Genomic DNA, 19,698 nt, shown 5'->3' with positions numbered 1-19,698 from the left:
TTTATTTGTCGAAGATTTATACGTTTACGCCTTTCATACTTTGCGCATCATATCTTGCGCCTGTCTCTGTTCCCAAAGGGATAATACGTTCTAAGCGGCTCAGGTCTTCTTGTGTTAGAGAAATGCCTGCCGCTGCTATATTCTCTTGCACATATTTCACGCGTTTTGTCCCCGGAATTGGCGTGTGTCCTTTGGCAATAACCCAGGCAATAGCCAATTGTGCAGAAGTGATATTTTTTTCGACTGCTACTTTTTTAATTTCATTTACCAACTCTACATTCTTGTAAAATTGCTCACCTTGATATTTGGGTATAAATTTTCGGAAATCATTTTCGTTAAAATCTTCAGGCTTTTGTATTTCGCCATTCAAAAACCCTCTCCCTACTGGTGAATAGGCAATTAGACTGATGCCTAACTCTTTCAGCGTATCCAAAATGCCCAATTCTTCAATTTCCCTCTCAAACAAGGAGTATTCGGATTGTACTGCCGTAAGCGGGTGAACTTGGTGTGCTTTTCTGATGGTTTCAGAACCTACTTCCGAAAGACCTATATATTTTATTTTTCCTTCTTTTACCAATTCGCCCATCGCTTCTACGGTCTCTTCAATTGGCGTATTGGTGTCCAATCGATGCAGGTAATACAAGTCAATATAATCCGTGCCAAGGTTTTTCAATGAACGCTCTACGGCTTTTTTTACATAATTTTTACTGCCATTGAATGCGCCAGTTGCTTGTCCATTATCGTCAATTTCAAACCCGAATTTTGTGGCTATAATGTATTTCTCTCTATTGCCTTTGATGGCTTTTGCAATTAGTCGTTCGTTTAGAAAAGGACCATATATATCTGCCGTGTCCAAAAAACTACCGCCCAATTCCAATGAGCGATGAATGGTAGCAATCGCTTCTTGTTCATCTGCTTTTCCATATATATCTCCACCGAACCCCGTGGTCATACCCATACAGCCCAGACCAATCGTTGGTACAGTAAGTCCCTGACTGCCCAAATTCACTTCTTTAATGTTGCTCATAGATTCGTTATTTTTATTTATAACAAAGCTATGTCATGCACCCTGATTAAAAGTATCCAAATCACATAAGGTTGTATCCAAAAAATCTTTTTCTTTCGGTGGGTTAATCGTCCTTTTTAAGCCATTAACGAACGATATCCAAGTTGTGCATACCTCTGTTTACCCGTACGGAATTCCTCGTTTCTACGAGAAAAAAATAGCTGGGTAGGCAATAAGGTTTTGAACTCCGGTTCTAACGCCTGGTTTCCGATGATTTTTTTTGGACTGGCGTTTTCATCGTGAAGGGCTTTGAGTTCCGGATCTACCTTGTGATACTGGGGCTTCGAAGATCAATTCCTCTCTGATTGATTGCCGCTGTGCAAGGCTATTTTTACAAAGCGTCGGCATGACAACAGTCTGTTCAGCTTCCTGGATGATTCGAAGTTTCTGTTCAACTGAAAAACTCCTTCTTGATTTTGCCATGACTTAAATTTCCATGACTAAATTGAATTTATAATTTAGTCCAGATCTTTAGGGGGCTATATCACTACCACCAACTGAAAACAACAGGTGAATAGCATTCAACCTATTGATGTGGTGAAATGAATTGATTTATCGATGTAAGTTGTGTTGATGTAATTAGCCATTCATTATTTTTCCGCACAAAAACATATGTTATAAGTTATAGTTTCTGTCACCCTTCTTGTATTGTCGCCCCGCATTTGTGTAATCTTCCTCCACAGTAAATTGTTCCTGTATATTTGCTATAGCTACATCGTTTGTGATAAACCTTAATTCTTTTATTTCATTCTTGATAGAAGTATGTTTAAAGACATCTGCATTAATTCTGCTAAGATTTTGAATTATTTCCGCTTTGCTTTTCCAAAACATTCCCGAAAAATTAATAAGAGTGGCATCCTCTGCGAAATACGCAATACCTATTTCAACAAGCTTACTTTGATTCCATGCGTCTTCCTGTTTTTGTACAATGGTTTTGATAGCTCTTGCATCAGCAGTATTCTGTTGTGCGGACAAGCTATAAACACTAAGCAAAAAGTAGATTATTAATAAAAGATTTTTCATTTTTCAGTTTTATTGATTATAAATATTTAAGAAAGGAGAGGATGCAGATATTTTACAAAATGACAAGTGCTTTTTGCAGGCAGGACATTGCTAATTGTCCAACCCGGAACTGAAGCCTCATAAAGAAATAAAAGTACAAGGTAACAGCAACAGTATATAAAATAACCTTGAACGTGTGGAATACAGATTTCATCTGTTGTTCCTCTCTGGACACTACAAAATGGTGCGCACCCAATTCTTTTGTAGCTTTTCTTGTTCAGCGAAGTGCTGATAACAGTTACTTCCGTAGCTAGCACCACAGCAAATTTTACACCCATATGCCCTGCCGACTTTTCAGATTAGATATTAATCAGTTTCTCAAAAATATCTGTAGAATCGCCTTTTAAATTTAACTGATCAAAGTAATTAAACCATCCTTCACTTACCATCAGCTTTTGAACTGCATCTGCAAGATCGTCAGTTGGAATTGTCCAGATGACAAAGAAATTATAACCGGCACGATGAAGGGTGTCCTGGTCATTTTCGCTCATGCTAACTATAACTACACCTTGATCCATCAGTCCCTTCGAAGAGTCGTTTACGTGAGTAAGGTAAGCGGCTCTTTCTTCTTTGCTTAGATCGAGCCAGGCTTGTGTGGGTGTAAAAAGTTCGATAAAATACTTCATAATGCTATTGTTTAATAATTTTGTTAAATGATACTGATCTAAGTAATTTCAATCTTAATAGTTGGATACTTGATTAGCTGCTGACAAAGGTATAGGCAGTCAAAATAGTATGAGCTAGACAAATCGTGCCATTAATGTCACTATTGGTGCTTTTGTATTGATCGATCAAGATGTTTGATACCGGTCAAATATCCTGGGTGCTGCTCACTGTCATAAATTATGAGTGAGAATTGCTAAAAAATCTGTTTATCTTAATCGTTATGAAATCAATAGTTCAGTATAATTTTGTCAATGAAAAATATGGTAAAACTTTACTGATAGATATTGTTCCGATTTCTGAAATCAATAGGTACATAGAAAAAGAGCCCATCCACAGGCTTACTTATTATGATATGACTTTTATAACCAGTGGAAATGAGAAAGTTTTTATTAATCAAACTGAATTGCATGTCAGATCAGGGGATGTGATCTGTTCTATTCCTGGTGAGATCTGGAGTTGGCCGAACCATACCGCAATGCAAGGCTATGTGTTGCTATTTGAAGAAGAATTTCTGTTTTCATTCTTCAACGACAAACAGTTTATCAACAAATTCAGGTATCTGAAACATGGTCGTACTTCTCCGTTGTTGCGGCTTAACAAAAAACTCTTTAAAACCGTTGTAGCTCATTTGAAGCAAATAAACAATGAAATCCAACTGGGCGTTAGCAGCAGTGAGCATGTTCTCAGGGCATTGGTCTATCTGATCCTGGCGCTGCTTGAACGGGCAGAGCCTGTACCTGTTAAGACGATCGATACAGTCACGAAAGAAGAACAGGCCAACAGGCATATCCAGGCCTTCGTAAAGCTGGTAGATGAGCACTATTTACAATCACATGATGTTCGGTTCTTTGCTGATAAGCTTTTCATAACGGCTAATTACTTAAACAGGATGACGAAAGAGTATTTAGGGTCTACGTCCAAATCGTTTATACTTAGCAGGGTTATTCAAGAAGCGAAAAACTTACTCAGCTATACCAGTTTATCAGTTGCGGAGATCAGCAATCAATTAAAATTTGAAACGCCGAACTACTTTGTACGTCTATTCAGAAAGTATGTGGGGATGACACCAAAGCAATACCGTGATAAACAATCTTGATAACATTGCCTCAGGGACTTCGTTCAACGGCGAAACCCTGGTGTCGAGGAAACTCCAGCACCCGAAAGGATTTCCAATAAAGTTCTAAGAAACCCGAGATAGCTTTCGATGAACACTAACGCTTTTGTAAGAAACTCAGGTGAAAGCTGGCTTTATTCTCGATGGACTGGAACTGACTGGTTTTGCAAAGATGATAGATTGGTAATCAGTGTAAAAATCGTACTTAACACCCATATTATTAAGGCATCCAGCGATTACTGGGTTCGGGAATATGATTAAAAAATCCATTAGGCAGTTAATCCAACTGTGTAGCCTGTTTTATAAGTGTCCAAATAACCTTTAATCGATTGTGCGGTTCGAAATTTTCAGTAATTTGCGGTAATTCTCTATTCAATTTTCAAATGACATTTGAAGTGCTTTTTAGAATTTCGTCGGTTCTTTCGCTCAAAACTAACAATCAGATTATAAGATTGTATTTACAGATCCTAAAACAAGATCTTTTATATTAAAGAATATGACCAGAATTATCATTATAGCGATAATTGTTTTACTGCCACGTCTGTTAGCTGCGCAAGCTCAAACTGATGTCAATGTTAAGAGCAATGGATATTATTTGAATCCGATTTTTGCAGGCGATTATCCTGACCCGAGTATATTGCGTGATGGTAAAGACTATTATATAGTGCATTCATCGTTCGAATCCTATCCGGGATTATTAATTTGGCATTCAAGTGATTTGATTAACTGGACGCCGGTAACGCACGCCTTAAAAAAATATGTAGGGTCTGTTTGGGCACCAGACCTGATTAAATACAAGAACAAATATTATATCTATTTCCCTGCGAATAATACAAATTACGTGGTAACGGCCAACTCAATTGCAGGACCATGGAGCGACCCTGTAGAACTCAAAATAAATTATATCGATCCAGGTCATTTCATTGATGCCCGGGGCAAACGTTATTTGTATTTTAACAATGGCGGGTATGTTCCCTTGTCGGATGATGGACTTTCTGTTGCCGGCGAGATCAAGCATGTGTATGATGGATGGAAAATACCCACTGAATGGTCAATCGAATGTTTCTGTATGGAAGGTCCGAAAATGGCTAAACGCGGTGATTATTATTATTTAACGGTGGCTGAAGGGGGAACAGCCGGACCTGCCACGAGCCATATGGTGGTTTCGGCACGTTCTAAGTCGCCTTTTGGACCATGGGAGAATTCTCCTTATAATCCTATCATCAGGACAAAGGGAAGTTCGGAAAAGTGGTGGTCAAAAGGGCACGGCACTTTGTTTGAAGATGCCAATAGGAAATGGTGGATGGTTTTTCATGCCTACGAAAAGGGGTTTTATAATATGGGTAGGCAAACATTGTTGGAACCAGTTGAATGGACCGCCGATGGCTGGTATAAAATACCTGATGATGTCAAAACTGACCGGCCAATTAAAAACCCTTTAAAAGCTAATTCAACCAGCTCTTTGTCATTAAATGATAATTTTGACGGCAATACTTTGAAACCACAGTGGGGTTTTTTTGGCGGCTACGACACCAGTCGGTTTAGTGTGGCAGATAAACGTCTAAGCGTCAACGCGAAAGGCAATTCGGTTGCCGATTGTTCGCCGTTACTGCTCGTCCCTTCCAGCCATTCTTATGTCGCACAAGTAGAACTGCAAATGGAAGGCGAGGCAATAGGTGGCCTTGTATTGTTTTATAACGGCAACACCTATTCGGGTATATTGGCAGATAAGGAAAATATACTAGCTAATCTTAAGGGCTGGCAGTTCCCAACCGTACGGTCAGTCATAAAAAGACATGTATTTCTTCGCCTTAAAAACATCAATAGCACCGTGGATATGTTTTACAGCGTTGATGGAAAAAAATGGGTTAAGATAGAGAATTCGGTCGAAGTGTCTAGCTATAACCATAATGTCCTCGGTGGTTTTGTGAGCTTAAAACTTGGGCTCTGTTCTATAGGTAACGGAGCAGTTACATTTAAGAATTTTATTTACAAACCCATTAAATAGGAATAGCATCTATTTCAATAACAATTCAACAATAAATTAGATTGTCATCAAAACATATAATGTGTCGCAAAAGGATCACAAATTATCCCAGCGGGATCACGCTTGTTTTCCTTCAATAGTTACCCTCTCTCCTACCATTGTTGGAATATGTTTTCTATTTGAAAAAAATAAGGTTTGTGACCATAGCGCTATTCGTAGAGTTTAAAATTAGATCTTTCATTGACACACTGATAATTAATCTCAAAAGGAAGCCCTGGAAAAATGGCAGCGCTTGAAAAAAAACAGGTAAACGGGAAATGGTGTTAACTAAAAAGCTGACACCATTTTTCATGCCAACACCTTCATATTTGCAGTTATCGGTTCTTCCCAATTTCGTTTATTCTGATGTCATTGAGTGAATGCGGAATCTTCAGACAAATGTCTACTTACTAAGATAAAGAGTCAAAGGGGGTATTATTTTTGCAGGAGCTGACGTTTAACGCGGCTTAGGGTATCCTTTGTGATACCAAGGTAAGACGCGATGATATGCTGAGGAAAACGTTCTAACAGTTCGGGATAACAGGCGATAAAATCAGTATAGCGTTTTTCTGCAGTGGAGCTTATAGATGAAGTCAGCCTTCTTTGATTTGCAATATTATTTCTCTCATCAAGCTGGTGTATCATTTCACAAAATGCAGGAACTTTCTTTATTAGTTGGAGGGTATTATCCCTGTTGATCAAAAGCATTTCGGTATGCTCCAGGGCATCGATATTATAAAGGCTCGGAGAAAGCATCGCCCAGCTTTCACGGTCACCCATCCACCAGCCTTCCACACCCAACCTCACGATATGTTCATTACCTTTATCATCCACCGTATATTGTCGCATGGCTCCTTTTACGATAAACGCAAAATATTTGGACTGATCACCCGCCTGCAGCAAATATTGCCTTTTTCTTAATTTGGATGGAATGAAGGCTTGTTTGAGCAGCACCTTTTCATCTTCTGAAAGGGGTTCAGAATCATATTTTTTAAGGTAGTCAAAAAAAGCCTCGTACATAATAACCTCGCGGATCTTTATAATATTAAATATGTTTTTAATATTCAGTGTTTGTTTAAACAAATATATGATTTATTACGCATTTCGCCCGGTACAACCCTCTATACGACACCGCAACTGAATGGATGACATTAAAAATATACGTCAACAATTTCCGGTTGATGTCCCACAATGATCGGTTGTGGTACGCCTCATCAACTATTGAAGATAGAAAAACAGCTCCCTTTTCCGGAACTCAGGACCTGCAAATTGCGGGTGCATAAAATAAACAAATGCTGGTATTCACGATCCGCCTCCGCGTCCGGAAGCAGCCTTTACCGATCACAACATTGGACGACCCGGTAATGGGAGCATCCACAGGATCAATAAGATACCCGAAATCTGAAATACGCCTCCCCCGAAACCCATAGACATTTGTCTACTTTTTTTTTCGTCATATATCATCTTTCTCTTTTTCACTTTGGCGGAACTTTGCTTTTGTCTATCTAAAAACAAAGTATCATGCAAAGAGGATCGGGGAAATTTTCGAATACATCTTTTATAAATCACCTAACTGCTTTTCAAAACTTCAGGAAGACCGCCCGCCTAACGGACGGCCAGGAGCGGAATTTTGATCGCGGATCGGCCTCCTTTGATACCCGCCCATTTCATTTCAATAAATAATCATATAAAATCAACAACATGTCAAAAATTGCAAAAACAGGCCTTGAAGCCCTGTTGACTCCGGAAAACAGTATCTTAGTATTGATCGATCACCAGCCTTTCCAGTTCACAAACCTGAACAGCCACGAGCCCACGATGGTCATCAACGCTGTGACAGGTCTTTCCAAAGCAGCGAAAATTTTTAATGTACCGACCATTCTGACCACAGTTATAGAAGAACGCGGTGGTTTGATCATTAAACAGATCCAGGAAGTCTTCCCTGAACAGAAACCCATCAACCGTACTTTCATTAATACCTGGCAGGACCCTGCTGTTACCGACATTGTAGCAGCAAGCGGCCGCAAACAACTGATCATAGCAGGTCTGTGGACAGAAGTTTGTGTGGCTATGCCAGCGATCCAGGCAGCAGGTGAAGGATACGATGTATTCGTGGTAACAGATGCCTCCGGGTCGGTCTCAAAAGAAGCTCACGATATGGCCGTACGCCGTATGGAAGCGCATGGCATAACGCCGATCAATTGGCTGGCTGTTGCCTCTGAATGGCAACGCGACTGGGCCCGTACCGAGACCGCAGGCCAAGCGGCTGGTCTCATGATGGAGCATGCCGGCGCAAGCGGGGTAGCATATGCCTGGGAACTGCAGCTATTGGCTACACCTGTACCAGCAGCGCAATAACAAATGGAAAAGCAACATCCTGAACTATCCGGGGTGTTGCTTTTTTTATCCGATCACACAATCACAGCTACTATTAAAATATGACCGACGAAGCAGCCATCATGATGGAAGATAACCTTAACCAGGTTTGGAATGAAAGAGATCCTGCCTCAGGTTGAAGGCCATCGAAAGAATTTACAGCACGACCGCAAATCTTTACCACGTAGGAGATCAGGTTACAGGTTTTGATGCGATCAATATCAGCGTATCGGCCACACAAAAGATCCTGCCCTCAAATTTTGTATTCACCAAACTCAAACCGGTGATCATCAATAACAGTATCGGCAGGCTGATCTGGGGAGCGGGTCCTGAAGGTCAGTCCCCCGTTGCAACGGGAATGGACATCGCCCATTTTGAGAATGGCAAGATCAAGTCGCTTTATGTCTTTCTTGATAATTAAGAAAACAATTGCATCACTAGATCAAAGAGAATAATATTAAATATAAAGAGCACAAAATATATAACCTATAAAAATGACGAATAAAGAAATTGTATTAAAGGCAATGAAAGAATTTTTCGTTGACCGGGATATCAATGCGATTGGACGTTACTGGCACGAATCATATGTACAGCACAATCCAGCGATGATCAACGGTCATCAGGGATTAAAGGATATTCTTCTGCACATTGAACCGGGCTTCGAGTGGGTTCCAGGCATCTTCATAGAATCAAATGACCTTGTATTAGCGCACAGCCAAGTGCATGGTTGGGGCCCGGTGCCATTGATCGTAGTAGATATCTTCAGGTTCGAAAACGGGAAAATAGCAGAGCACTGGGACGTCGTTCAGGAAGAAGTGCCTGCCGAAAAAACGGCGAGCGGTAACCCGATGACATCATTCAATTTGATCAACTCCGGAAAATGAAAAATAATTTAACAGGCAACAGGTTTCTGGCTGATCTGGGAGCGTTCAAGGCTGAGCTATTTTTCGAGTCGGATGATTCATTAACCTTCAAAATTGTGGAAGGTGGCGGGCCAGGAGAACCAGGGCATACCGAGAAAGTACAAATCGCGATTGCTGAGATACGTCCGCAGGTCTATATGGTAGCCTGGAATGAGGCTACAGGTGCGACCGTAACACATATTGAAGACCATGAAAATGGGATCCTTTATAGCAATGCAACATTGCCGGACGGTAGCTTTTATACGATGAAGGGAACGATAAGCCCTATATAAGATCAAAAGTCATAACACAGATCTTAAAATTGTTCGGTCGCAGATCTTACAGTTGTTATAAATAAAAAATTTAAAGCAAAAAAGATTGGAATTAATAGAAGCATTGCAATGGCGGTATGCCACAAATTAATACGGCGACAAAAAGGTATCTGATTGGATATTCTGAGTAGCTATACCATCCGATTCCGTGCGCCTCAGAGCATTGAGTTGTGTTTGTAATATGGAATTTCGCAATTAACAGTCAATGAATTAATTTGATCTAAGTGTTACGGTACTACCTGTTTGCAGTTTTCGGAATAAGGTGGTCAAGCCTCCCGGAATGTCCAATTTCTCTATTAAAATGGGATAATTATTAGAGATTTTGCTCATTACGTCAATCGTAGAGTAAGGCGCTTTTTAAAACCTAAGTTTTTGATAACAAATACTTTAGAATGATGGTTCTGAATTCTCCCTCTCCTAACAACAAACTTCAGCGATAACTTCTTCTCGAGAAATGCCCCAAAAACGGTCATGCCCATACAACCCAACCCAATGATGGGGACAACCAAACCTTGGCTGCCCCATGCAATTTGTTTTATTTCCATAACTCAAAGGTCGCTCAACCCTTTTTGGCGGATGTATGCAACCCCCTGAAGATTGTAAGCAAATCAGGGACGATGGCATACCGGATGTAATAATATATTTCGTAGGTGAACTTTCCAAACGAAGGTATATTTCTCCTAAAGCGTTTAAAATCACTAAATCTCATAGTATCGCTCCAGTATCTCTAATTCGTTTATTTTTCTCAATTGGTCAATCAAGCAGTTCGAATTCTACCCAGTCTGGGAATCCTCCATCCTCAGGGTTTTAAAACTGCTTTCCCGCCATTTTCCGATACGTAGCTGATCGCTTCATTGATCTCTTCTAACTTGAATCGTTCCCCGATTTTGGTTTTAAAATGAGGTTGATGAATCAGTTGGCCAATTTCTTTCAACGCCTCCGCTAATTTATTTGAGTTTTTAACGGTCTCAGTACTGGTATTGGCAAAAGGCCGAATACTGACATTTTTTACAGCTAATAAGCTGGTGTGAAAACTAAAGGGCACGCTATCGCAGATAAATCCGTAAGAATAGATCACCGAACCTCTTGGAATTAAAGGTAGTAACTTGTTTAAGATCTGCCCGCCCACACCATCAAAAATGGCCGTCGTCGAAAGTTCAGCTGCAAGGGCTGTAAGCTGCTGATCGAAATCAGCATCACTTTGAACCACGATATTTTTAGCACCAAGGGCCAGTAATTCATTCTTTCCGTTTTCATTTCTTACAACAGAAATGAGTGGAAAATCATAAGCCAGGCAAAAGCCTAATAGTGCGATACCTGTTGCCGAATTGCCCGCAGTGCTGATAATACCTTTATGCCCCTCAGCTGTAACCTGCTTTAAAAAGGCGTAAGGAGTTATTACGTTCACTACAGAACCTGAATAGGCTTCGGTTACGGCATTTTCAGGCAAAATCACACAGTCCAGATAATGTACCTGTGCAAATTCCGACCATGCGCCCACTATGTTTTCGCTGTATTTCAACTGCCGGTAAAATGCTACATTCTTCCCCTGAAATTCCCCAGGTACGTCATCCCCGGCATTTAACACTGCACCCGCGCCGGATACGCCCCTGATATCATAAAGACTTTTGACAGTTCCTGCAGGTGTAGGATATTTCAGAAAAAACTTATCGCCCGAATTGATTGTGGATGCTTCTATCTTAACGATCACGTGACCTGGTTCGGCCTTTTGGGGTTTGGGTACTTCCTGTACTTCTAAATTTCCGTTTAAAAGTACCAACGCCTTCATTGTTGTTTTCATAAAACAAATGTCAGGTGAATGCGCTTAGGCAGCCAATGAACAAGCTTAAGAAATACCCTTAATCTAGTTTAAGGGTTCAACGTTTATGCGCGAGTTCGCTCCTGACCTTGCTCAGGAACTCCGGCGTAATTCCCAGGTAAGAAGCAACCTGTGTATTGGGTAAACGTGTCGCCAGCAAAGGTGACCTGTTTACAAAACCGATGTAGCGATCTTCGGCGGTTGCGCTGATATTTTGAAGAACACGGTTTTGCAGATCAATATATTTACGCTCAATAATTATCCGGAAAGTACTGTTTAATTTAGGGTAATTGGCATACAAATAAATCAAATCAGACCGGCTAATCTGCAAAATAACTGATGGTTCTACCGCTTCAACAAATACGTTGCCGGGCTTTTCTGCATAAAAGCTTGACAGATCGCTGATCCACTCACTTTCGATAGCGAAATCCAGGTTATGTTCCTTCCCCGCGCGGTCAATGGCATACATTTTTACACAGCCAGATACCACAAAGGTAAAGTGCTTACATACATCGCCCTGGTGCAGAATAAAGCCCCGCCGTTTAATCCTGCGTTCGGCAAATAAAGCACATAGTTCGCCGATTTCCTTATCATTCAAAGGAAATGCGGAACTCATAAATGCTAAAAGCGATTCCCTGCTATTCATCTAAGCGCTAAATAAAAGTTATTCTTTGATATAAACTAAAATGTCTTATTCAGCTACTACATTCTTTTTACCCCATTCTGCTAATAGCTGCATCACGTCGTTGAGGGACATCCCCTTTTCAGTGAGTGTATACTCCACCTTCGGCGGCACTTCCGCATATACCTTTCGATTAATGATACCGTCAGCCTCCAGTTCTTTTAAATGTCGGGATAATACTTTTAGTGCTATACCATGAATTCCTTTATGGAGTTCACCAAATCGCCTGGGGCCTGATAGTAACATCCAGATAATAACGGGTTTCCACTTGCCGCTTATGATATTGATTGATCCTATTATTGAGCAATCACAATCCAGCTCTACTTTTTTTTCAATTATTTTTTCTGCTAACATGCTAATAGTGTGTATTAGTGTCTTTAATGTCAATACTTGACAAATGTGCCATTACTTGACAAAGGTAAAGTTTTGGATCAATTTTGTTAAAAAAATGAAAATGAAAATTTTAATTATAGGTGCCACCGGTACCATTGGAAAACACGTAACCGCCGCATTACAAAACGACCATGAAGTAATTAAGGCAGGTTCAAAAAATTCTGATATTCAGGTAGACATATCATCAATCGAGTCCATAGAAAACTTTTACAAACAGGTCGGTAAATTCGACGCCTTAATTTGCGCTGCCGGGGACGCGCAGTTCGGGCCTTTAGCAAGTATGAAGGATACTGATTTCAGGATTGGCATTAACAGTAAATTGATGGGCCAGGTTAACCTGGTCTTAATTGGCCAGCATTATATTAATCCGAAAGGGTCGTTTACTTTAACATCAGGTGCTTTAGCCGATGACCCGATTGTAATGGGGGCAAACATCAGTACGATGAATGGAGCAATCAATGGCTTTGTAAAGGGCACAGCAATAGAGTTGGAGAATGGGGTGCGTATCAATGCGGTCGGTCCTGATATTGTTGAAGAATCTACAGCCTATTTTTCATATTTCCCTGGACACGTTCCGGTTACCATGAGCCGGGTTACCCAGGCTTATGTCAAAAGCGCTTTGGGCGGACAAACCGGTCAGATCTATAAAGTGTTGTAACATGCACTCAAAAATTAAAGAATTTAAAAAATGGTTTGTATTCAATAATTGAATTACAAACAAGTAAAATAAAAATTATGAAAATACTCATTTTAGGGGCTACCGGTAGAACCGGTCGCCTTATTGTTGAAGAGGCACTAAAGCAAGGTTATGATTTAAATGTTTTAGTACGAGATAAAAGCAAAATATCCTTTAATTCAAAATCTATTAACGTATTTCAGGGAACACCTACCCGGAGCCCAGATTTGGCGGCTGCAATGCAAGGCTGTGATCTGATCATAAGTGCTTTGGGTATCGTCAGAGCCTCAGATGCTCCCTGGTCTAAATTAATAACCGCCAAAAATTTCATATCTGAAAGCATAAAAAATGCGATTGCCGAAGCGGGTCAACAAAACGTAAAACGATTAATTACTATCTCTGCGTGGGGTGTTGGGGACACCAAAAAACAAATCCCTTTTTGGCTCAGATGGTTAATTAAATATACCAACATGGGCCCTGTTTACGCGGAACACGAAGTAGAGGAAAAACTATTAGCCAATTCAGACTTAAACTGGACGGCTGTACGGCCTGTTGCCTTAAATGATTCCAATAAGGTAAAAACTTTAAAGGTGAGTTTTAATAACTTCCCTAAGCCAAGTTTATATATCAGCAGGCAAAGTGTAGCTAAATTCATTGTTGATATCGTGAAATCCGATAAGTACGATAGGAAAAGCCCAACTATTTCTGAAAATTAATAAGGTGGGAAGATGCAATCACAAAATTAGCATGGTATGAAAGCAATAAAAGTAATTGGATTTATTCTACTCGGTTTGTTGGTAATCGTGGCTGTCGCCGGCACTTATGTAAAGGTAGCACTACCAGACACAGGCGCGGCACCTCAGCTTAAAATAGAACGCACAGCAGAACGGATAAAACGCGGCGATTATTTAGCCAACCACGTTACTGTTTGTATGGACTGCCACAGCACCAGGGACCAGCGTTTGTACGGAGGCCCGGTGGTGGGCGGCTTTGGAGCCGGAGGCGAAAAGTTTGATCAGCAGATGGGTCTTCCCGGCAAGTTTTACGCATCTAACATAACTCCCTATAAATTACTCTGTTGGACAGATGGCGAAATATTCAGGGCGCTAACTACCGGGGAGAACAAATTTGGCAAAGCAATCTTTCCACTAATGCCCTGGGATCATATAGGGCAGATGGATAAAGAAGACGTATATAGCATCATTGCTTATTTGCGTTCAATTCCTGCAATTAAAAAAGACATACCGGCGTCAGAAATTGACTTCCCGGTCAATTTTATCATTAATACCATGCCGCATAAGGCCAATTTGGGTAAGTTACCATCGGAGAAGGATACTATCAAGTATGGCGCTTACCTTGTTAACGCCGCCGGTTGTGTAGATTGTCATAGTAAAAGATATCACGGGGATATCATCCCTGGGACAGAGTTTGGCGGTGGAATGGAATTTAAGCAGCAAGGCCGTGTTGTACGTTCTGCAAATATCTCACCGGATAAGCTAACCGGTATTGGATCATGGAGTAAAGATATATTCATCCAACGATTTAAAAGCTTTGAAGGCAAAGAAAAGCAAGCTGCTAAACTCAGCCCCGGCGATCCGCAAATACCAATGCCATGGTATTTGTATGCTGGAATGAAGGCCAATGATCTTGCGGCAATCTATGCTTATCTAAGAACAGTTAAACCGATCAAGAATCAGGTTGTTGCGTTTCAAAAGTTTTGAAAGCTGCGGAGCAAAATTCGTAGTTTTGGATCAGGATCATAAGATCAGCAAGTTACCCACCTGTTATTATTTGCCGATGGCAAATTGGCGGCTTACAGCAAATTGGTACCAGCTGAATTACTACAGAAACCTTTAGTAACCGCTAACTAAATACGTTTATTGTTTCCAAAGTTAAATTAAACATATTTAAATAAGTCGGTATTACCAGCCCAATCTTAACTTAACAATATTTTTAAAAGTATTGCCAACCGGCAAAGGCTGTCCGGCTATCACGATCTTAGCTTTTTCAAAATAGTCAATTTTACTAATGTTTACGATGTATGATTTATGTATGCGTGCAAAGCACTCCCCGGGTAATGCCTGTTCAATATTCTTCATTCTTTCAAGTGTCAGCAATTTTCCTGTGGTTAGGTAAAAGATCAGATAATCGCCCAAACCTTCGATATAAAGAATGGTAGAAAAATCCGTCTTTTGAATTTTGTATTCCGTTCGCAGTAGCAAATAGCCGGAGCATTGCTGTGGCAGTAGTGCTCCAATGCGTTGTTTGGCCTTGGCAATGGCAACCAAAAAACGCTCGAAGGTAACGGGTTTCAACAGATAGTCGATCACATCATACTTATAGCCTTCCAACGCATACTCTGCATAGGCTGTGGTGAGTATCACTTTAGCTTCGTTATCTTTCAGCGACTCCATGATCTCGATACCTGTGATCTCTGGCATTTGTATATCCAGCAATATCAAATCCGCCGATTTTTTCCTGATGGCCTCAAGCGCTTCAGCCGCGCTTGTTGTTTGTAGTATAAGTTCCAGCCCCGGCGCTCTTTTAATGTATCCAGATAACAACCGGATTGCAGGATGCTCATCATCCACCACAATACATCGTATCAGTCTGTTATTTTCCATAGTGTAATTGCAGTTTTACAATGAACAGGTTATCAACTTCGGTAATTTCCAGCCGGTGAAGGCTTGGATATAGCAGGTTGAGCCGCTGTTTTACATTATTAAGGCCAATACCGCCGGTAATATCTTTTTTGTGGATGCCGATTACATTAGCACAACTGAAGTTCAACTGATGTGGATCGCTGTTAATCTCAATTTTAAGCCAGTTTTCTTTTACGTTCACCTGCCCATGTTTAAAGGCGTTCTCTATAAACGGGATCAATATTAGAGGCGGAATATGAGCGGTTTCATCAGTGCAATCTTCTGTTATCGCTATCATAGTTGGATGCTCGAACCGGAGCTGTTGTAAAGCGATATATTTTTCAATATAGCTGATCTCGGTGCTTAAGAGAACAGTTTCACCACTGTTATATAGCATATATCGCAGCAAGTCCGATAACCCGGATATGGCAGGTAAGGCCTGCGCATTTTGCTCATACACCAGCGCGTAAATGTTGTTGAGGTGGTTAAACAGGAAATGCGGGTTGATCTGCGAGCGCAGGAAAGACAATTCAGTCTGCCGGTTTTGCAGCTGCAATTCTACCTGCTGCAATTCTCTATACTGCGCATACCTGACCAGGTAAAAAATAGCAGCAAAGAGTGCCTGCGCACTGATAGGAATGATGACCTGCTGAAAATAACGGCTCATGCGCACGGGCGCATCCTCAAAAGCCCTGGTCCAAAACAGGCAAGAAAAATAAGCCGCCACACACATAATCGGCACGCCAAAAATCAATTGCAGGTATTGCCTGCCCGGATGAAACCGGCATAGCAGTAAGTATAGGCCCAGCGCCAGTAAATAATAGATCAGGATATCGCCTGCAAACTGTAACCATTCGGCCGGGCTGTGGCTACCTTCGCCAAAAGAAAAGCGGCCATGTAGCAATCCCGGTAATTGCCTGGCGACAATAACCAGCGCGTAAAAAACAAAAAGCCCAAAAGAGAACAAGGGTACCCTTTTCTTCATAAAATCAAAGTTATCACAATTTGTGTTCGCCTGTACAAGAAGTACTTGCCTGTTTGTCGAGGAGTTTGGGCAGTTGAACGATGTCTCCGGTTTCGCATTTACTTACAACTTACTTTAGCTACAACTTAAAATAAACGATTATGAAATTACAATCTTTCTTTGTGTTCCTGCTGTGGCTATGCCCGGCATTACTGCAGGCGCAGCCAAAAACAATGAATGCTTATTTTGAAGAACTGGGGCAACGCAGGCAGCATAACGGTAATATTTTAGTGGCCGATGAGGGACGGGCGATTATCAACTTTTCTTCGGGCTATGCCAACTTTCGCACACGAACGCCAAACACGCCTGCATCCCGTTTTAACCTGGCCTCTATATCAAAGGTTATAACGGCAACGGCTGTTTTGCAATTGAGGGACAAAGGTAAATTTAACCTTGATGATGCTGTGGCTCGGTATCTGCCCGGTTTCCCCTACAAGGAGGTAAAGATCCGCCACTTACTAACCCATACCTCGGGCCTTCCGGACCTCGAACTCTTCGAAGATCTTGTAAAACAGTTCCCGGATACGGTTATTACCAACCGCAATGTATTACCCGAATTGGCCAAATGGCAACGCGGATTGTATTTTAAACCCGGTAATGAATTTCGTTATTGTAATACCGAATATAATTTACTCGCCTTACTAATTGAAAAGCTAAGCAACATGTCTTTCCCGTCTTATCTCAAAAAACACATTTTCGCACCGGCAGGGATGAAAGATACTTACGTAATCTCTCTCTATCAAAAAGACGACGGTTTGATTGCTCAACCGCAAATGAAACCACACCCGGGATATGATTCTACTTTTATAACGGTTGATTCTATTGCACGTTTCAAATACCTAACTTATAATAACAGCGGCACCAACGGACAGGCGAACGTAATGAGCACCACAGCCAATATACTGAAGTTTGACCTGGCTTATTTTAAAGGAAAACTACTGAAAACAAGCACTATGCAGGAAGCGATGACACCCGTTAAGCTAAATAACGGAACTGTGTATTACGACCACCGAATGGACACCATGGATGGCGAAGGAAAGATGACGTATGGTTTAGGCTGGGAAATTTTTGACCAGCCTTCTTTCGGCAAATCTGTCGGGCATGGTGGATTTAAGTTCGGGCTGGCCACCTTTTATCTGCATAACCTCACCAAAAATCAAACCATTATCGGCTTTGACAACACAGCGGGGAGCGAATTTGGAAGGTTCATTACCTCCGCATTATCATTATTGAACAACAAACCGCCGATGGAGTTCAGAACCAGCAGGTCGTTAGTAACGCTTTACGGCACCGCGCTGGTAAAACAAGGGGCCGACCATGCCGCTGCTGTTTTTAATGCAAATAAGGCCGATAAAGCGGGCTACTATTTAAACGAAGGCGAAATGAACGATCTGGGTTATAACCTTTTCTACATGTCATCATTCCCGGGCCACCGCGAAATGGCGCTGGAAGTATTTAAACTGGCCACTTTCATTTTTCCCGATAGTTTTAATACGTATGACAGTTATGGGCAATTACTAAAAGACAGCAATAAAAAGGTAGAAGCTATATTGATGTATAAAAAATCAATAGCATTAAATCCTGGCAATGAGGATGGTAAAAAAATGCTAAGCCAATTGTTAAATGCACATGGTGTTAAATAAGTAGCTTTTCAACAAGTAGAACAGGCAATTCTAACGCTCGCAAGGCTAATTAAACCCTGAATTAGATACTGCTAACTATTAAGTTGGCAAAATTCCTTTAAATTGTTTTGGCCACATCAGAGTTCCACCACCAATATATTCGGATAGCTTTTGCCATCATACGTAAATGCCGTAAAGGGATGGTCAATGATCATGATGTTACTAATAGGATAAGCGGTTGGCTTACACAAATTATTGGTTGCAACTTTTGAAACGGTGTAGGCAAGTGTTGCCCTTCCGAACCCCGCCAGTTTGATCTGATAAGGATATTGGCCGGCGGTTTCATGGAAAACAGAAAATTGCAGCATCCCGTTAAAGGGTGACGTAGCTCCCTGACTGACTATTCGCCAATTGGCAAATTCTTTGCCGGTGTTGTTATTGATGACGGTAATGTCGCTGGACTTAATATTATCGCTAACAATCAGGTTTTGTCCGGTAGCTTTATCTACAAACTTGACCATGATTATGCTGGGCGGCGTTTCATTCAACAAACCGTCACAAGGGTCAGCGGCTGATTCTTTCTTTTTACAGCCACCGGCGAGTATGGCAAATGTTAAGAGCATGAGCATTACAGATCGTAGGGTCATGTTTTTTTGATATAGGTTCATAAAAATTTAAAAATCAGTGATGTATAGCAGTATATACGCATGGCTAAATAAAAACGCTACATATACAGGCCAACTGGCCCGGCTATTCTCCGGCTGCGCTTGCCGTTACTGTCGAACCGCCCCTTCTGTACCGCCAAACCGGTAGGTGCTAGTAAACTTGAAATAATCGTTGCCATAACACCGGTTAACAGGACAGCTCTCGGCGATCCGAATCAGCCCTTGTGTAGATATAGATCCGGCAAGTTCTCCATTTGATCCTGCGTTCAATGTGCATGACGGTCTCGTTATTCTCTATCTTATGGAACATATTGGTCTCGACCACTATGGCTGATCACTAAGCCTTTATGTTCGATGTATATCTTGAGTCTCGCCAGTGTACAGAAAATCAGTGATGACAGCAGCAACGCATAGGGATCGGGCCCAGGCTCTTCCGCCCCGTTTTTGGTTCGTCTCTGATCAGCATGGAAAAACCAATTTGGTCGACTACTCTTCGCCAGTTTTCTTTCTTTTCCTAAAAGGTTGAACTTAAGCACAGGTGCTCATTTTAAAATTCGTTAAAGGGATCGATCAGGAGTGGCTAATCCACTCTGGTCAATTGAGTATGCATGTAGTATATAAAATTGGAATT

The 19,698-nt window shown here is 41.2% G+C and carries 20 protein-coding genes; 10 read left to right on the top strand and 10 right to left on the bottom strand.

Annotated elements, in window-relative coordinates; all coding sequences use genetic code 11:
• Positions 1 to 16 precede the first annotated feature (16 nt).
• The 3 genes from M2273_RS30565 to M2273_RS30555 all read right to left on the bottom strand — a co-directional run bounded on the left by M2273_RS30565 (position 17) and on the right by M2273_RS30555 (position 2,754).
• Entirely contained in the window at positions 17 to 1,027 is a 1,011-nt protein-coding gene (locus M2273_RS30565; RefSeq protein ID WP_429402175.1) for an aldo/keto reductase, read from the bottom strand.
• A 654-nt stretch (positions 1,028 to 1,681) separates the two neighbouring features.
• On the bottom strand, positions 1,682 to 2,089 hold the full coding sequence (locus M2273_RS30560; RefSeq protein WP_429402173.1) for an SgcJ/EcaC family oxidoreductase: 408 nt from the start codon (positions 2,087 to 2,089) through the stop codon (positions 1,682 to 1,684).
• Positions 2,090 to 2,427: 338 nt separating this feature from the next.
• A complete protein-coding gene (locus M2273_RS30555; RefSeq protein ID WP_429402171.1) occupies positions 2,428 to 2,754 on the bottom strand; it encodes a DUF6616 family protein in 327 nt (108 codons plus the stop codon).
• A 260-nt stretch (positions 2,755 to 3,014) separates the two neighbouring features.
• Between M2273_RS30555 and M2273_RS30550 the strand changes: the two genes are divergently transcribed.
• Complete coding sequence (locus M2273_RS30550) at positions 3,015 to 3,890, top strand: helix-turn-helix domain-containing protein (RefSeq protein ID WP_429402170.1); 876 nt, start codon at positions 3,015 to 3,017, stop codon at positions 3,888 to 3,890.
• Positions 3,891 to 4,404: 514 nt separating this feature from the next.
• The gene (locus M2273_RS30545) at positions 4,405 to 5,916 is read left to right on the top strand and encodes a family 43 glycosylhydrolase (protein ID WP_429402168.1); all 1,512 of its coding nucleotides are present in this window, start codon (positions 4,405 to 4,407) and stop codon (positions 5,914 to 5,916) included.
• A gap of 453 nt (positions 5,917 to 6,369) precedes the next feature.
• Here the strand turns inward: M2273_RS30545 and M2273_RS30540 are convergent, their stop codons facing one another.
• Entirely contained in the window at positions 6,370 to 7,017 is a 648-nt protein-coding gene (locus tag M2273_RS30540; protein ID WP_429402166.1) for a Crp/Fnr family transcriptional regulator, read from the bottom strand.
• Between the two features lie 654 nt (positions 7,018 to 7,671).
• On the opposite strand from M2273_RS30540, the gene M2273_RS30535 reads away from it, so the two are divergent.
• The 4 genes from M2273_RS30535 to M2273_RS30520 all read left to right on the top strand — a co-directional run bounded on the left by M2273_RS30535 (position 7,672) and on the right by M2273_RS30520 (position 9,505).
• Positions 7,672 to 8,292, top strand: coding sequence for a hydrolase (locus tag M2273_RS30535; RefSeq protein WP_429402164.1), 621 nt, complete (start codon positions 7,672 to 7,674; stop codon positions 8,290 to 8,292).
• 154 nt (positions 8,293 to 8,446) lie between these two features.
• Positions 8,447 to 8,731 carry a hypothetical protein gene (locus M2273_RS30530; RefSeq protein ID WP_429402162.1) on the top strand — a complete coding sequence of 95 codons (285 nt, stop codon included), beginning with the start codon at positions 8,447 to 8,449 and terminating at the stop codon, positions 8,729 to 8,731.
• Between the two features lie 73 nt (positions 8,732 to 8,804).
• Positions 8,805 to 9,194, top strand: a complete 390-nt coding sequence (locus tag M2273_RS30525; RefSeq protein ID WP_429402160.1) for a nuclear transport factor 2 family protein — start codon at positions 8,805 to 8,807, stop codon at positions 9,192 to 9,194.
• Positions 9,191 to 9,505, top strand: coding sequence for a MoaF-related domain-containing protein (locus M2273_RS30520; RefSeq protein ID WP_429402159.1), 315 nt, complete (start codon positions 9,191 to 9,193; stop codon positions 9,503 to 9,505). Before M2273_RS30525 ends, M2273_RS30520 begins: the two co-directional genes overlap by 4 nt.
• Positions 9,506 to 10,343: 838 nt before the next feature.
• On the opposite strand, the gene M2273_RS30515 is transcribed toward M2273_RS30520, so the two are convergent.
• From M2273_RS30515 to M2273_RS30505, 3 genes are all read right to left on the bottom strand, one after another.
• The gene (locus M2273_RS30515; RefSeq protein WP_429402157.1) at positions 10,344 to 11,345 is read right to left on the bottom strand and encodes a zinc-binding dehydrogenase; all 1,002 of its coding nucleotides are present in this window, start codon (positions 11,343 to 11,345) and stop codon (positions 10,344 to 10,346) included.
• 76 nt (positions 11,346 to 11,421) lie between these two features.
• Entirely contained in the window at positions 11,422 to 11,979 is a 558-nt protein-coding gene (locus M2273_RS30510) for a Crp/Fnr family transcriptional regulator (protein ID WP_429402155.1), read from the bottom strand.
• Between the two features lie 75 nt (positions 11,980 to 12,054).
• On the bottom strand, positions 12,055 to 12,399 hold the full coding sequence (locus M2273_RS30505; protein WP_429402154.1) for a winged helix-turn-helix transcriptional regulator: 345 nt from the start codon (positions 12,397 to 12,399) through the stop codon (positions 12,055 to 12,057).
• A 100-nt stretch (positions 12,400 to 12,499) separates the two neighbouring features.
• On the opposite strand from M2273_RS30505, the gene M2273_RS30500 reads away from it, so the two are divergent.
• From M2273_RS30500 to M2273_RS30490, 3 genes are all read left to right on the top strand, one after another.
• Positions 12,500 to 13,096: a short chain dehydrogenase gene (locus M2273_RS30500; RefSeq protein WP_429402152.1), complete on the top strand. Its 597-nt coding sequence runs from the start codon at positions 12,500 to 12,502 to the stop codon at positions 13,094 to 13,096.
• Positions 13,097 to 13,173: 77 nt separating this feature from the next.
• Positions 13,174 to 13,830, top strand: coding sequence for an NAD(P)-dependent oxidoreductase (locus M2273_RS30495; RefSeq protein ID WP_429402150.1), 657 nt, complete (start codon positions 13,174 to 13,176; stop codon positions 13,828 to 13,830).
• Positions 13,831 to 13,866: 36 nt separating this feature from the next.
• Entirely contained in the window at positions 13,867 to 14,835 is a 969-nt protein-coding gene (locus M2273_RS30490) for a c-type cytochrome (protein WP_429402148.1), read from the top strand.
• 201 nt (positions 14,836 to 15,036) lie between these two features.
• Here M2273_RS30490 and M2273_RS30485 read toward each other — a convergent pair whose 3' ends face one another.
• Both M2273_RS30485 and M2273_RS30480 read right to left on the bottom strand, forming a co-directional pair.
• Entirely contained in the window at positions 15,037 to 15,738 is a 702-nt protein-coding gene (locus M2273_RS30485; protein WP_429402147.1) for a LytR/AlgR family response regulator transcription factor, read from the bottom strand.
• Entirely contained in the window at positions 15,728 to 16,741 is a 1,014-nt protein-coding gene (locus M2273_RS30480; protein WP_429402145.1) for a sensor histidine kinase, read from the bottom strand. Before M2273_RS30480 ends, M2273_RS30485 begins: the two co-directional genes overlap by 11 nt.
• 140 nt (positions 16,742 to 16,881) lie before the next feature.
• Between M2273_RS30480 and M2273_RS30475 the strand changes: the two genes are divergently transcribed.
• Complete coding sequence (locus M2273_RS30475; RefSeq protein ID WP_429402143.1) at positions 16,882 to 18,423, top strand: serine hydrolase; 1,542 nt, start codon at positions 16,882 to 16,884, stop codon at positions 18,421 to 18,423.
• Between the two features lie 116 nt (positions 18,424 to 18,539).
• Here M2273_RS30475 and M2273_RS30470 read toward each other — a convergent pair whose 3' ends face one another.
• On the bottom strand, positions 18,540 to 19,070 hold the full coding sequence (locus M2273_RS30470) for a hypothetical protein (protein ID WP_429402141.1): 531 nt from the start codon (positions 19,068 to 19,070) through the stop codon (positions 18,540 to 18,542).
• Between the last annotated feature and the right edge of the window lie 628 nt (positions 19,071 to 19,698).

This window comes from Mucilaginibacter lappiensis (genome assembly GCF_050433765.1).
GTDB classification, from domain to species: Bacteria; Bacteroidota; Bacteroidia; order Sphingobacteriales; family Sphingobacteriaceae; genus Mucilaginibacter; species Mucilaginibacter lappiensis_A.
This window is presented reverse-complemented; position numbering and strand designations above follow the sequence as displayed.

What these genes read in the sequence shown, in the direction of transcription:
- M2273_RS30560 (WP_429402173.1), bottom strand. Translation starts at nt 2,089, where the DNA reads ATGAAAAATCTTTTATTAATAATCTACTTTTTGCTTAGTGTTTATAGC.
- M2273_RS30525 (WP_429402160.1), top strand. Translation starts at nt 8,805, where the DNA reads ATGACGAATAAAGAAATTGTATTAAAGGCAATGAAAGAATTTTTCGTT.
- M2273_RS30505 (WP_429402154.1), bottom strand. Translation starts at nt 12,399, where the DNA reads ATGTTAGCAGAAAAAATAATTGAAAAAAAAGTAGAGCTGGATTGTGAT.
- M2273_RS30515 (WP_429402157.1), bottom strand. Translation starts at nt 11,345, where the DNA reads ATGAAAACAACAATGAAGGCGTTGGTACTTTTAAACGGAAATTTAGAA.
- M2273_RS30475 (WP_429402143.1), top strand. Translation starts at nt 16,882, where the DNA reads ATGAAATTACAATCTTTCTTTGTGTTCCTGCTGTGGCTATGCCCGGCA.
- M2273_RS30550 (WP_429402170.1), top strand. Translation starts at nt 3,015, where the DNA reads ATGAAATCAATAGTTCAGTATAATTTTGTCAATGAAAAATATGGTAAA.
- M2273_RS30510 (WP_429402155.1), bottom strand. Translation starts at nt 11,979, where the DNA reads ATGAGTTCCGCATTTCCTTTGAATGATAAGGAAATCGGCGAACTATGT.
- M2273_RS30480 (WP_429402145.1), bottom strand. Translation starts at nt 16,741, where the DNA reads ATGAAGAAAAGGGTACCCTTGTTCTCTTTTGGGCTTTTTGTTTTTTAC.
- M2273_RS30470 (WP_429402141.1), bottom strand. Translation starts at nt 19,070, where the DNA reads ATGAACCTATATCAAAAAAACATGACCCTACGATCTGTAATGCTCATG.
- M2273_RS30500 (WP_429402152.1), top strand. Translation starts at nt 12,500, where the DNA reads ATGAAAATTTTAATTATAGGTGCCACCGGTACCATTGGAAAACACGTA.
- M2273_RS30495 (WP_429402150.1), top strand. Translation starts at nt 13,174, where the DNA reads ATGAAAATACTCATTTTAGGGGCTACCGGTAGAACCGGTCGCCTTATT.
- M2273_RS30490 (WP_429402148.1), top strand. Translation starts at nt 13,867, where the DNA reads ATGAAAGCAATAAAAGTAATTGGATTTATTCTACTCGGTTTGTTGGTA.
- M2273_RS30545 (WP_429402168.1), top strand. Translation starts at nt 4,405, where the DNA reads ATGACCAGAATTATCATTATAGCGATAATTGTTTTACTGCCACGTCTG.
- M2273_RS30520 (WP_429402159.1), top strand. Translation starts at nt 9,191, where the DNA reads ATGAAAAATAATTTAACAGGCAACAGGTTTCTGGCTGATCTGGGAGCG.
- M2273_RS30485 (WP_429402147.1), bottom strand. Translation starts at nt 15,738, where the DNA reads ATGGAAAATAACAGACTGATACGATGTATTGTGGTGGATGATGAGCAT.
- M2273_RS30565 (WP_429402175.1), bottom strand. Translation starts at nt 1,027, where the DNA reads ATGAGCAACATTAAAGAAGTGAATTTGGGCAGTCAGGGACTTACTGTA.
- M2273_RS30555 (WP_429402171.1), bottom strand. Translation starts at nt 2,754, where the DNA reads ATGAAGTATTTTATCGAACTTTTTACACCCACACAAGCCTGGCTCGAT.